Annotated in this window: 14 protein-coding genes; 6 read left to right on the forward strand and 8 right to left on the reverse strand. The window is 36.5% G+C overall.

Going from position 1 to position 13,597, the window contains the following annotated elements:
* The first annotated feature begins 34 nt into the window (after positions 1-34).
* The 4 genes from ACINWC743_RS13915 (at position 35) to ACINWC743_RS13930 (ending at position 3,692) form a co-directional block, all read left to right on the forward strand.
* Positions 35-445 (forward strand): hypothetical protein, encoded by a 411-nt coding sequence (locus ACINWC743_RS13915; RefSeq protein ID WP_035301197.1) that lies wholly within the window; start codon positions 35-37, stop codon positions 443-445.
* 573 nt (positions 446-1,018) lie between these two features.
* The gene (gene pdxA / locus ACINWC743_RS13920) at positions 1,019-1,990 is read left to right on the forward strand and encodes a 4-hydroxythreonine-4-phosphate dehydrogenase PdxA (protein WP_005033449.1); all 972 of its coding nucleotides are present in this window, start codon (positions 1,019-1,021) and stop codon (positions 1,988-1,990) included.
* 38 nt (positions 1,991-2,028) lie between these two features.
* Entirely contained in the window at positions 2,029-2,841 is an 813-nt protein-coding gene (gene rsmA, locus ACINWC743_RS13925) for a 16S rRNA (adenine(1518)-N(6)/adenine(1519)-N(6))-dimethyltransferase RsmA (protein ID WP_004829846.1), read from the forward strand.
* A gap of 2 nt (positions 2,842-2,843) precedes the next feature.
* A complete protein-coding gene (locus ACINWC743_RS13930) occupies positions 2,844-3,692 on the forward strand; it encodes a symmetrical bis(5'-nucleosyl)-tetraphosphatase (RefSeq protein WP_009585922.1) in 849 nt (282 codons plus the stop codon).
* Between the two features lie 168 nt (positions 3,693-3,860).
* Here the strand turns inward: ACINWC743_RS13930 and ACINWC743_RS13935 are convergent, their stop codons facing one another.
* The 6 genes from ACINWC743_RS13935 to hflX form a co-directional block, all read right to left on the reverse strand.
* Positions 3,861-4,739, reverse strand: a complete 879-nt coding sequence (locus ACINWC743_RS13935) for an ATP-grasp fold amidoligase family protein (RefSeq protein ID WP_009585963.1) — start codon at positions 4,737-4,739, stop codon at positions 3,861-3,863.
* 349 nt (positions 4,740-5,088) lie between these two features.
* The gene (locus tag ACINWC743_RS13940; protein WP_035301198.1) at positions 5,089-5,535 is read right to left on the reverse strand and encodes a DUF2147 domain-containing protein; all 447 of its coding nucleotides are present in this window, start codon (positions 5,533-5,535) and stop codon (positions 5,089-5,091) included.
* A gap of 53 nt (positions 5,536-5,588) precedes the next feature.
* Positions 5,589-6,032, reverse strand: a complete 444-nt coding sequence (locus ACINWC743_RS13945; RefSeq protein ID WP_005033434.1) for a DUF2147 domain-containing protein — start codon at positions 6,030-6,032, stop codon at positions 5,589-5,591.
* A 92-nt stretch (positions 6,033-6,124) separates the two neighbouring features.
* Complete coding sequence (locus ACINWC743_RS13950) at positions 6,125-6,793, reverse strand: LrgB family protein (protein ID WP_004829838.1); 669 nt, start codon at positions 6,791-6,793, stop codon at positions 6,125-6,127.
* 9 nt (positions 6,794-6,802) lie between these two features.
* Complete coding sequence (locus tag ACINWC743_RS13955) at positions 6,803-7,174, reverse strand: hypothetical protein (protein ID WP_004829835.1); 372 nt, start codon at positions 7,172-7,174, stop codon at positions 6,803-6,805.
* A gap of 43 nt (positions 7,175-7,217) precedes the next feature.
* Positions 7,218-8,549, reverse strand: coding sequence for a ribosome rescue GTPase HflX (hflX, locus tag ACINWC743_RS13960; RefSeq protein WP_009585927.1), 1,332 nt, complete (start codon positions 8,547-8,549; stop codon positions 7,218-7,220).
* Positions 8,550-8,879: 330 nt separating this feature from the next.
* On the opposite strand from hflX, the gene ACINWC743_RS13965 reads away from it, so the two are divergent.
* The gene (locus tag ACINWC743_RS13965; protein ID WP_009585879.1) at positions 8,880-9,695 is read left to right on the forward strand and encodes a lysophospholipid acyltransferase family protein; all 816 of its coding nucleotides are present in this window, start codon (positions 8,880-8,882) and stop codon (positions 9,693-9,695) included.
* 242 nt (positions 9,696-9,937) lie between these two features.
* Here ACINWC743_RS13965 and ACINWC743_RS13970 read toward each other — a convergent pair whose 3' ends face one another.
* Positions 9,938-11,566: a phospholipase D family protein gene (locus ACINWC743_RS13970; RefSeq protein WP_005033424.1), complete on the reverse strand. Its 1,629-nt coding sequence runs from the start codon at positions 11,564-11,566 to the stop codon at positions 9,938-9,940.
* A gap of 96 nt (positions 11,567-11,662) precedes the next feature.
* Here ACINWC743_RS13970 and ACINWC743_RS13975 point away from each other — a divergent pair, with 96 nt between their 5' ends.
* Positions 11,663-12,673 (forward strand): metallophosphoesterase, encoded by a 1,011-nt coding sequence (locus ACINWC743_RS13975; RefSeq protein ID WP_049044448.1) that lies wholly within the window; start codon positions 11,663-11,665, stop codon positions 12,671-12,673.
* A 12-nt stretch (positions 12,674-12,685) separates the two neighbouring features.
* On the opposite strand, the gene ACINWC743_RS13980 is transcribed toward ACINWC743_RS13975, so the two are convergent.
* Positions 12,686-12,877, reverse strand: a complete 192-nt coding sequence (locus ACINWC743_RS13980) for a DUF4366 domain-containing protein (RefSeq protein WP_227510934.1) — start codon at positions 12,875-12,877, stop codon at positions 12,686-12,688.
* Between the last annotated feature and the right edge of the window lie 720 nt (positions 12,878-13,597).

Genomic DNA, 13,597 nt, shown 5'->3' on the forward strand with positions numbered 1-13,597 from the left:
ATTAGCACTTAAATCAAGAAAAACACAAGGCAAAATGAAAATAATAAGTTCAATAATATTCCTATTACTCCTGTGGGGAGCCGGGAATTTTACGCGAAGTTCTGCTCAGACCGTTTGGCAAGATAAAGCGCATGTGTTGGCTAAACCTCCAGAAAAACAGCATGAGGAATTAGATACGATTCTCGATGTGAAGTGGATGACTGCTGATTTTACTCAGGAAATTGATGATGCTTTTCCTTGTGAGCCTGTTGGAATATTGGTTCAAACACAAAATATTGAGATCGGTCAAGAAATAGATGTGGTAATTGAGTTGAAAAATCGTCGAGATCATCAAGCTGTGGAATATACTGTGTACGGAAAAGTTGAACCCGATCATCACGTTAGAATTATTTTTGATCAACACATTGACCTGAATAGCTGTGAGAATGCAGAATTTGAGCAATAATCAAACCGACTTTTGGATTTTGAAATACTCGTGTGTATCAATGGCAGAATTGATCAATATTTTTTAATTAAAATTTAATTAAGTATAAAAATAAGTGGAAAAGTTAAGTGATGTTTAAGTGGGTTAAGTCAGTTTTATGGATTGGAATAAATCGCTTTTTATTCGGAAAATTGAATCAATAGCATTTATTTTAGCACTCAAATGTTAATTTTTATCCGTTTTTTCAGCATTTGTATGGGATTTATACACAAGCGTTAAAGACTGTTGGTATTGTGGTTTATGTGTGTTTTATCGCATTTTTTCTTTACAATTGATATAGATGTATCATGATTTTTAATTTAGGTTTATGCTTGGTTGAATTTTTTTAAAAGTTACTTTTATTTTTAAATTCAAATATTCAGCATGCACTTGTGAATAACAATTGTCATGGATTTTGTGGGTCGTCTTGCAATAGTTTTTAGTTTAAGTTTATACATTTTTAGTCAAATTGATGCAAAAATTAACTTGAATAGGAAATGATGATTTAGAACCGATGTATACTATCAATGCAACGTCTGTTTAAAAGAGTTCTCGATGCTTCCTTTATATATAACCAGCGGTGAGCCTGCTGGCATTGGACCGGATATTAGTTTGGATTTGGCAGATCGTGTTGATGATCGTCCAGTAGTGGTATTGGCTGATATCAATATGCTGAGAGATCGTGCCAAAATTTTAAATAAAACGATTCAGTTGATCGAGTATCAAGGACAAAAGCAGGGTTTGGCAGAAGGTCAGCTTTACGTCGAGCATGTTCCTTTAAATGAGGATGTTGTCTTAGGGGAACTTAATCCACAAAACTCAGCCTATGTGATCGAACAATTACGCCGAACGGCTTATTACGCAATGCAAGGCTCAAGTGTTGGTGTGGCAACAGGACCTGTACAAAAGTCAATTATTAATGATGCTGGAATATATTTCAGTGGGCATACTGAATATTATCAAGAGTATGCAGGTGTAGATCGTGTGGTCATGATGCTTGCTACCAAAACTCTGAGAGTAGCATTGGTCACCACGCATCTTCCACTGCGCGATGTTGCAGACGCCATCACTAAAGAACGCCTACATCAAATTATCGATATTCTGATTCATGATTTAAAAACAAAATTCAAAATTAGTCAGCCGCGCATTCTGGTCTGTGGACTAAATCCTCATGCAGGAGAAGGTGGGTATTTAGGGCATGAAGAAATCGATACGATTAATCCAGTACTCGAAAGCTATCGTGCACAAGGTATACAGCTCAGTTTAAGTATGCCCGCAGATACTTTGTTTACGCCAGATAATTTAAAAAATGCGGATGCAGTTTTAGCGATGTATCACGATCAAGGTTTACCTGTGTTAAAATCACAGGGGTTTGGTGAAGCCATCAATATTACTTTAGGTTTACCTTTTATTCGTACATCTGTCGATCATGGTACTGCATTACATCTTGCGGGTACTGGGCTTGCAAAGAGTTCAAGTTTACATGTCGCAGTTGATTTGGCACTTGACCTTGCCCGATCAAATTAATTGGTAAACAAACTTATATACCGCGTTGGAAATTTTTTATGTATCAAATTAATGCCTTAAACCCAAAAGATGAAGGGCATCATACGCGAAAGCGTTTTGGTCAAAACTTTTTACATGACCAACGTGTAATTGCAAAAATTGTGCGTTCTGTTGCACCACGCACAGGTGACAATATTGTTGAAATTGGTCCAGGTCTTGCGGCACTAACTTCACCTTTGATTGGTGAATGTGATGCTTTAACTGTGGTTGAGTTAGACCGTGATTTGGCAGCAGGTTTACCTGGTCGTGTCCCACATCCTGAGCGTTTAACAATCATTGAAACAGATGCATTGAAATATGACTTTTCTGAGCTGTTTCAACAAGATCGCCCATTACGTGTGGTTGGAAATTTGCCATATAATATTTCGACCCCTTTGCTTTTCCATCTTTTAGAGTTTGGCGATAAAGTCAAAGATATGCACTTCATGTTGCAAAAAGAAGTCGTAGATCGTATTACAGCGGAACCAAATACCAAAGAATATGGTCGTTTGTCTGTGATGATCCAATATTATTGCAAACCTACCTTTTTATTTGAAGTACCGCCTGGCTCTTTTAATCCACCACCAAAAGTAACATCTGCAGTCTTTCGTTTAGAGCCTTATGCAACTAAGCCAATAATCGCCAAAAATGAAAAAGCATTGGCACGTTTGGTTTCGCATGTATTTACCCAACGTCGAAAAACTTTACGTAACAGTTTAAAAGGGATGTTGGTTGAAGATGGTTTTGAGCGGGCAGGTGTTGATCCAATGGCGCGCCCAGAAACATTGAGTCTGGCTCAGTTTGTCGCATTGTCAGATCAGATGGTGGCTTAAAAATGTCACGAGAAAATGTCAGATTTAATTATGTGATTGGTGATATACAAGGTTGTTTTGAAGCACTGAAAGCATTATTGAAAGCAATACAGTTTGATGCTGATCAAGATTACATTTGGTTTGCAGGTGATTTGGTTGCGCGTGGTGAAAACTCAGTAGGTGCATTACGCTTTATTAAAAAACTATGCGAGCGAGGCTGCGCTGCAACAGTGTTGGGGAACCATGATTTAAATTTACTGGCAGTTGCTCGTGGGATCAAAAAACTTAAAGACAAAGATCATATTGATGATGTCATTCACGCTTTGGAAAGTGATGAGTTGATTGACTGGTTACGTAAGCAGCCTTTGTGTCTTTTTCCGAACCCTCAGACTATTTTGACTCATGCTGGTATTCCCAATATTTGGGATGCAGAACAAACTGCTGTTTTGGCAAAAGAAGTCGAAACTGTATTGGCGGATGATGATTTTGACGTACTCGATTCATTTCTAAAAGAGATGTATGGTGCTGAACCTGCATTGTGGGAAGATAATTTACAGGGCAATGCACGACGACGCTGTATTACCAATTATCTTACCCGTATGCGTTTAACCGATGCTCAAGGTCGTTTAGAGTTTAGTTTTAAAGATGCGCTGGATGAACCGATGCCTGAAGGATTTCAGCCTTGGTTTGAGTTTGAATCAAAGGCTGCTCAAACGCATCAGATTATTTTTGGACATTGGGCTGCTTTGCAAGGTAAAAGCATCAGTTCACAAATTCAAAATGTGGATGGTGGCTGTGTATGGGGGCATCAATTGATTGCATATCGACTAGAAGATAAAGAAATTTTTAAAGTTGATAATCCAGTGATGTGATCTGAATAAAGCCACATCAAGTGGCTTTATTTTTGACTCAGTATGCATTTGTCAAAGTATTTCAATGAAGAATTGTTGCTCAACAGACAAGAATGAAAATTAGATCAACAGCGTATTTAGAGAGTATGGGCTGCTAAAGGTCATCATCTATCGGCAAAAACAAGAATTTTAAAAAGATTGCCAATATTCACCGAGTTTTGAATCCCATTCGCTCGGTTTGATGATCATTCTTCCTGCATTCGGCGTTAAAGTGATTTCACTAAAATAGATATTTTCATCCGTAATTAAAAAATCTACTCGACTATAACCATGCTTTAGACAAAGCATTTGAGAAAGTTCAATTACCATGCCCAATCTGACAGGTTGCTTTAAGCACATTGGACTATTATTTTTTAGGTCAACTGTGAAGGGTTGTAAAGTCCAACTTAGATCATAAATATTTGAATATTCGTTTTTAAACTGATCTTGTATATCTACTTCGATAAATTTAGGTTGACCTTCAAAACAATGCACTCTACAAGTGGTTATTGTTAATTGGGTTTCTGGATCTGATAATAATTCAACATATTGCTCAACTAAAATAACAGGTTTGATATTTTTGTAGTGCCATTCTCTCTTTAAATAATACATATTTTGTTTGAGATGCCGAGTTAGATTGCGTTCGGCTTTTTTAAAATCGAATTGATTTTTATCTTTACAAACCAAGGCACTACCACTGTCATGATTGCATTTTAAGACAAATTTTTCAGGCAACTGATCAAAGTTGATTTCATTGAAACGATGATATACACCAAGCAGTGGTACCACATGTGAAGTGCAAATCTTATCTTCAATCAATTGTCTAACCGCAAGTTTGTCAGCCAGTGCTGTATGAAGAGAATTTCGCTCAAAAATCATCCTCGAAGTTACTTTTTCATTGAAACTTTGTGGATGATACAAGTTCGGAAGATATCCTAATTTTTGTACGAATCTTTTGCTTAGGTAGGTTTTATCTGAAACAAAATAAGTTCTGATGATTTTTGCGAGATAGGTGAGATGGTTATACATATCGATGCAACCATGTTGGACATGGTGCATATATAAATAGCCAAAGCTTAATATTCCTTTAAAAAATTTGCGTAGAGTTGAATTTTATAAAACAGGTTTTATCGGGAAATTAAACATGTAAATGATGGATAAAAGAGATCAGCTTTAGCTATTTGATGATGGCAAATATGTATGATGCCGTGTTTTATGTTTAAAGATTAAGTGATTTTAACGAGATGCTGTCTCAATTTGCGTTATACACAAAGCAGGACTTTAGTCCTGCTGGGCTGAAATAGGTGACTGTTTGGGGTTTAAATCCAATGAGTAGCTCATTATTTATCAGCACATCGAATTGGGTTTGAAAGGATAATTATTCCATTCTAATCCATGTTTGACTGCGACCAATCATTGATATTCCAATATAGCCACGTAGTGTAAGTCGGTTACCACTAGCATTTAGGCGTGCTTTACCATGATAAATTTTGCCTCCACGAGGATCGAGAACTTCACCGCCGATATAATTGTTGGGGTCTTTAGGATCAACTTTCATTTTTTGCAAAATGGTCAATCCTATAATTGGCTTATTGGTAAATGGAGCAGGGCAGTTATGACATTGGGTTAAGGGCACTTCACCAGGAGCAGGAAAATCTTTAATGATTTTTCCAGCATAAGTATCGTCTTTTTGTTTTTCAATTTGAATATAAGCACGGACATAACCTGTTTTGTCATCCACCGTGCGCCAAGTTCCAGTAATATCAGCGGCATGTGTCCAGCTGACGATACTAAACAGCATACAACAGAAAAATCCTTTTTTCATCAGCATACCTACTTTGTTGTTTGAATAAAAGAAGTAGAGATTCGCGAATTAAATTATTCACGAATCCAAGTTTGACTACGACCAAGTGCCGAAACGCCGACATAGCCTCTTAATAATAAACGATTGCCATTTGGGCTGAGTTTGGCTTTCATTGAATAGATTTTACCTGTCAATGGGTCAATAATTTTTCCACCAACATAATCTTCATCACTGCTTTGCTTTAGGTTTTTCAGTACATCCATACCTAAAATAGGCTTATTGGTATAAGGTTCAGGACAATCTACGCAGGTTTCTTTTGGTGTATAGCCTGGACGTGGCGTCACCTTAATGATTTTACCCGTATAGGTTCCATTAGACTCTTTTCGTATTTCAAGAATGGCTTTTGATGAACCCGTTTTATCATCAATATTTTTCCAGATACCCGTGATATCTTTTGCCATACTGCTACAGCTTAAAATGGAAATTAATGTCCCTAAAATAAACTTATTAAACCTCATTTCTTGATTCCTTATCAAAATGGGGAAGTATAGTTCATATTAAGCTGAATAATTACCCTGTGCAATCACGTGAAAAGTTAAATAAATCACACTTATTTAAGAAACAGTATAAAGGTTGGCAACCAGATTGCGGTAAAGACCGCATTTACAGCCATACCAAATGCTGCATAACGCCCAGCAACTGCGCCACGTTGCCATGCTTGCGCAGTTCCAATAGCATGTGCAGCTAGCCCCAAAGCTAAGCCTGACGCGCGTTCGTCATTTATATTACGTAAAATAATCGATGAAAATGCAGCACCAATTACACCTGATAAAATGACGATCAAAATTACTAAAGTGACTGGCGAGTGCAATAAAGTTGCAATATTGATCGCAATCGGCGTTGTTACTGCTCGTGTTGCAAAAGCCATAATCGTCGGTTCAGACATGTGTAATAAATAAGCCAAGCTCATGGGTAAAGCGACAGCACTGATACTGGCAAAGACTAAAATACCTACGATAGATTTTAACGGTAAATCATCATAACGCATTGCAGCCAGAGGAATCGCTAAAGCAACAGTGACATAACCCAAGAGGTGACTAAATAGTCCATTCATATCGGTATTGTATTTTTCATAAGGAATTTTAAATAACATTAAAATCCCAATGACAAAAAACATGCCTATCACCAGTAATGGTACTTGAGGAAAACGCTTATTGATGGGTTTTGCAGCAAGATAAGCAATTAAAGTGATTAAAAAACCAGTCAGTACACTTAACATATGTATCTCCTATAACCACTTTTTTGCCATTTTTGCATAAATCCATAATGGAATCAGCGTACTAACAAACATAATCACTAAAAATAATGGAATTTCTTTGCCCATGCTGACTAGCATGATCAATGAGCCTGCACAGATAGGCAGAAATGCAAAGCCACTTTCTTTCATTAATTTATTGTTGGTATCGACCAGCCGCGCTGGAATTTTTTTGAATTTACGCCAAACAACCAAAACAACCAATAAGCTTAATAAGCCTGTTAAATTGCCCAGTTCTGGGTGATTAAATTGCGACATGATAAATACTGAAGCTTCACGAAAAAAGATGATGAGTCCTAACGTGAAGATCCAAGCTTGCCAATCGATACCTTTTAACTGATCCATGTGTGTTTATTTATAAAATTTGACCTTTCACGTTTTAACCGATTTAGCGCTTTATTTCAAACTCTTCTAATGGTCTTTTAAACTGTTGGGCTTTCTCTCCAAGAATTTCATCAATCGGTAAATGTGCCTGTTTAATGAGCTGCTCAAGTTTATGTGGGGCAATGGCAATGCTCAAAAGGAGCTGACCGTCATCATCATAATGTTCGGATTCAATCACATTCAATTCATAAAGCTGATTTTTGAGTTTCCCATAAGCAGGTTTTAAGCGCAGTTCAAATTTTTGAATTTGTCCCATTAAACATTCATGCACTGCTCTACGAAGTAGGTCTAAGCCTTGTTTGGTATGGGCTGAAACATAAACACGCTCGGGTTGATGAGGTTTGGCATAGATGATTTTTGCTTCATCATGACTTTGGTCAATTTTGTTATACACCCTAAGCGTTGGAATATCAGCACCAATTTCTTTTAATACGGTTTCAACCGCATCGATTTGCTCCATCATGTCTGGACTACTGGCATCGATCACATGTAGCAACAAAGTTGCCTCTAAGGTTTCTTCTAGAGTAGCTTTAAAAGATTCGACTAAAGAATGAGCGAGATTGCGCACAAAACCAACAGTATCTGCAAGAACCAATGTGCCAATACCATCCCAATCCAAACGACGCAATGTTGGATCTAATGTTGCAAAGAGCTGATCAGCTGCATAAACATCACTGTTTGCCAAAATATTAAACAGTGTTGATTTTCCTGCATTGGTATAACCCACTAAGGAAACGGTTGGAATATTGGCCTTTTGACGCGCTGCACGCCCCTGAACTCGTGTTTTACGAACTTTTTCTAGACGATCTTTGAGTTGCTCCATACGAATACGCAATAAACGGCGATCTGTCTCAAGTAATGTTTCACCAGGTCCACGTAAACCAATTCCTCCTTTTTGGCTATCTAAATTGCTTCGACTACGCACTAAACGAGAAGACAAATGATCAAGCTGAGCCAACTCAACTTGTAATTTACCTTCATGTGTACGTGCACGTTGTGCAAAAATATCCAAAATTAAACCAGTACGATCGATGACACGGCATTTTAAAATACGTTCTAAATTTCTTTCCTGCGCAGGGGATAGGGCTTGGTCAAAAATCACCAATTCAATTTCATCATTCTCGACTTGCTCAGCAATTTCTTCTGCTTTTCCTGTACCAATAAAGAATTTTGGATCGGGTTTAATCCGTTGTACGGTTAAATGGTCTAGAATCTCTGCCCCAGCAGATTTTGCCAACAAGCGAAATTCTTCTGGATCTAAATCTTCTAAGATTTGAACATTTACAGTGACTAAAATGGTTTTTTCACCACCTTTATTTTGATCAAGGTATTCCACAGATAATACAACTCAGCCATTGCTTGGATAAAAATTCATTCTAAAGGATATTGCAGTGTAAATCCTGAATGAGTGTTGGTGTAATGAAATAAAATTGCAAACAATAAGTGAGATGCCCGCTTTAACCGAAAAAGAACGGGCTTAACAGATGCTATAAAAAGATCATATTCTTGAAAAAATTTGATCTATTTAAAATGATAGAGCACCGATTATAATCATCAGTAGTGAGTTAAATTTTACTAAAACGATTTAAGGTCAATGCAAGTTGAATATGATTTGTATACAATAGCCGTGGTTTAATATGAAATATATTCTGTTTAGTGAATGTCTATGACTCAACAACAAGCAATCAAAAAGTCAAAATCATCGAATTTAAGTGCTTTATCTAAAGTTTTTTTATATGGTAAAAAATTAGTATCAAGTACATCTGCTGTTGCAGAAGGCTTTTATCTCGTTTATCGCCATCAATTATATAAAGATCCGAATAATCCAAAAAATACCCGTTACGTTCAATATTTTTGTCGCCGTTTGAGTGAAGTGTTCAATGTGGATGTGCGTGTCCATGGTGATATTCCACGTGAACCTGCATTGTGGGTGAGTAATCATATTTCTTGGTTAGATATTGCTGTTCTTGGCTCAGGCGCACGTGTATTTTTCTTGGCGAAGGCTGAAATTGAGAGTTGGCCAGTCTTTGGAAATCTTGCGAAAGGTGGTGGTACATTATTTATTAAACGTGGTTCTGGGGACTCTGTTCGTATCCGTGAACAAATTGCAGATTTTTTACGTAAAGATATTCCTGTATTGTTTTTCCCAGAAGCAACAACGACAGATGGATCAAAAGTTAAAAAAGTTCATGGGCGTATTTTAGGCGCAGCCATTGAGGCTAAAAAGCCTGTTCAAGTCTGTGTAATTTGCTATGTCAATCAAGATGGAAAATTAGATACCGTGGTTCCATTTATTGGTGAAACAGGATTTGTTGAGCATGTACAAGCCGTTTTAGAAATGCCTAAAGTAGTGGCGCATTTAAAAACCTTTCCCGCTATTTCTACAGAAGGACATACTGTTGAAACGCTGACTCAACAAGTTCAAGAAATGATGCAAAAAGGTTTGGAAGACTTACAAAAAGAAGTTCTTACACTCGACTAGTTTTCAATGGGATAGGTTATTTTCTTCATTAAATCAATGTGCGTAGGCGAAGCTTCACTTTGCTCACCCCATGTTTTATTTCAGTGTATTCTTGCGCTGCAAACCCAGCAGCGCTTTGTTTTTAGTCATATACACCACTCAACATGGCGACATTCATGTCGTCTCATGATAGAAAGATCATCTATATGATTCAAAAGTACGAAATAAATGAATCAACAAAAAGGTTTAACAATTTTCTAGACTTACATAAAGCCTTCGATCGGCAACCATGAAATCACTTTAATGCCAGCTTTTTGCCACCATTTCATTTTGGGTTCTTTTCTAAGCGTAACAATGCCTTGAGGCGTTTCTTTCAGCCAGTTGATTTTGTTTTGTGAGTCCAAAACTAATTTATAGGCATATTTTTTTAAATGCTCATCCATGGTTTTATGTACCGCATTGGCCAATGGCGGGCTATTGATAATCACCCCAATTTCTGTGTTTAAGTTGGCGGAACGTGGATCAAAATTAAAAGAGCCAATAAATACTTGTTTATTGTCGATCGCCATCAATTTGGCATGCAAACTTGAACGGCTTAATCCTTTTAAACTGACTTTGGCTTTTTTTGAGATTTCTTCTGAATTGGCATATAAATTTTCCTCAGAGACAGCTGGAAGGAATTCATATAGCTCTACACCATTTTTAAGCAAATCATCACGGTATTTAGCATAAAACGCGTGGACTAGCGCGACATCATTGGCTTTAAATGAATTGGTCAAAACACGAACTTTGACACCTTCTTGTGCCAGTTCAATCAGTTTTGCTTCTCCCTTTTTCTGCGGCACAAAATAGGCAGAAATGAGATCTACACTTTGCGTGGGGATATCTAAACGTTTAACCATCTGAAAGTTGAGATGTTGTTCTTTTTTTGCTTTCGCCTGAATTTTATCTGGTGCGTCTTTTACGACTTCCGCTTTAACCCAATCGAGTTGGATATTGTGATGCAGCCATTCATCAAAGGCATGTGTGCGATTACTTAAATTTAAATAATTTTGCACCGTTATTTCTTGGTAGTGGTGAGTGAGTTGTTGTTTTAAGTTGTCATAACGCAGGGTATAAGTATTGTGATTGACAATATTTCTGACAGGATAAGCATAGCTGTGATTCCAATATTCATCAAATGAATGGGTAATATCATCTACTGCTTGTCCAACCAACATGACATCAACATCTGAAAATTGGTAGTTGTCACTGACATTATAATATTGATTACTCATATTACGTCCGCCAATCAAAGAAATCTGATTGTCAGCAGTAAAGGTTTTATTATGCATTCGGCGATTGATACGTTTTAAATCCAGTACCATGTCAATCGGGCGCAAGCTTCTAAAACGATATGGGTTGAATAATTTAACTTCAATGTTTGGATGCTGATCCAATGCGAGATAGACACCTTCCATCTGCTTGGCATTGTTATCATCAATTAATAAACGAACTTTAACACCACGATCCGCCGCTTCAATAATTTTATATAAAGCCAATGAACCAATTTTGTCATTGTCCCAAATGTAATATTGTAGATCTAATGTTTTTTGTGCTTTTTCGATCAGATTAATACGCGCTGCAATGGCTTCAAGCGGATCATACAGAACGTGATAACCTGTTAATTCTGGATTTTGACTTTTTAAGGGGTTAATAATTTTTGCCAAAGAAGTGTCTTTGGTGTCTATGTCATAGGCATATTCTGGCTTGATATTTTGCTGTTTTGGTAAAGTAGAGCATGCCGAAAGACTTAGAAATAAGCACGAGCTGAGAACAAGCAGCCAGTTTTTAAACTGTTGATTGTCATCTTTTTGCTGTAATTGAGTATTACGATTGATCGTTCGTTGCATAATATTTTCTAAGATTTTTCAGAGCTAGAGTATAATTGTCTTCATTGAAAAGATAAATAATGAGATGACAAGTACATGGTACTTGAGAGATTGAATATGTTTCCAACCCTAACGATAACCTCAATTTTTTATCTCTGCTTTATTGTGCTTGCCATATGGGGAGTCAGCCAAGCATGGATAAGCCAATCTAGAACTGAAACAATCCATCCTTTTAAGTCTTTCGTCCATTTGTTGGCATTTTACCTGTCTTATCTATTAATTCCGTTGTTGTTTTTTAGCATTTATGCAGGTTGGATTGGAATATTTTCCTTACACGAAAGTATTTTTGTTTTCATATTGAGCGCTTTATTGATATATGCACGGTTCATTGAACCGCACACGGTACATGTCAAACATTTATCTTATGCTCTAGGACAATCACAACGTTTTGTACGACCTGTCAAAGTTGCATTGTTAGCAGATTTACATATCGGGCTTTTTTCAGGGCATGAACGTCAACTTAAAAGTATCGTGAAAAAAGTCAACTTAGCACAACCTGATTTTGTTGTGGTTGCAGGGGATTGGACTTATGAGCCTGAAAATAAACTGGTCGAAGAACTCGCCATTTTAAAAGAGATTCAAGCACCTGTTTATTCTGTCAATGGTAACCATGATGAACAATATCCTGGACCACCTATTCAAACGTTGCTGGCAAAAGCATTACAAGCCAACAATGTAATGGACATTGAAGGAAAAATTGTTGAGTTCGATGACTTTCGTTTAATCGGGATTGGAGACTTATGGGCTGGTAAAGCCGATATGCGATATATGCCAGAATTACCTCAAGATAAACCGTGGCTAATTTTATCGCATAATCCCGACACAGTGGATATGGTTCCGCAATTACCGACACGTCCATTAATGCTGTCTGGTCATACACATGGTGGACAAGTTGAGTTACCGTGGTTAACCAGTTATGTGATGAAAAAGGTGTCGATCTTAGGGCATAAACGAGGCTTATATCAGCATGAGAATGCAGATGTTTTTGTCAGTGTGGGTACTGGAATGGTGGGTGTACCATTCCGCTTTAGAGTACCACCAACCATTGATATTATTGAATTATATTAATTTCAAATGTTTTTAAGTCTTAAAATAATAGAAGGCAACAACGCCGATCAGCAATATAAATCCTATCAGTAGCCAGATTGAACCGGATTTATTTTGATGGTTTAAGTCTTCAACGCCTGCTGGGGTGGATGAATGAGGCGAAGCGCTGGTATCTTGAGATGAAAAGGTTTCTTGCGAGTCTTTATTTTGTGATTGTCCTTGCATAAAACTTTCAGCAAATTTAGACAAAGCATCAGGTTGAGTGAAACCGAGAATGCACTGTAAGGATGTTGAAAGTCTTTAATATTCCAAATACAAGTTCCTTTCTTCATTTATTAATTTCTAGGTTAAAACTATCTTTAACTTGATGAGCTATTTTGAAAGCTGTTAGCAAAAGTAGATCATAGCTTGCAGTAAAATAAGGTTAATATTTTTCCGATAGCTTAAATAGAGTAAAACTTGATCTTCAAGAAAATAGCATCTATTGCCTACTTTTAAGAAAGAATTTTCATTTTGATTTATTTAATTATTAGAGGAAATATCAAATGATTTACGTCAGTCATAACACTTTAAACTAAGAATAAAAAATGAGTTGATATATATTTTTTACGTAATTCATGCTTAAGGAATCTTAAATTTCATATGATGAGTATTCATAAAAAGATGATTTTTTGATTTTTGAAAGAGCGTAATTAAAATAAATCTATCTATATAAGGTCTATTTATTTGATAATTTCTAGTATTAATTTTTTAAAAAAACATAAATTATTGATATTTTTGTTTGAGTGGATAGTTTAAAAGTAAAGTTTCTGGTGTGTTAAATGCTGAATAAATAAAGATGTTATTTGGTTTTTTAAATGAAATTTTAAATTCACTTGAAATGTATTATATTGAGTTTTATAGTAATTTTGATTTTTATGGTTTGTTGTGTTATAAATTATTCTT

The sequence above is a fragment of the Acinetobacter sp. WC-743 genome (assembly GCF_000335555.1).
Lineage (GTDB): Bacteria > Pseudomonadota > Gammaproteobacteria > Pseudomonadales > Moraxellaceae > Acinetobacter > Acinetobacter bereziniae.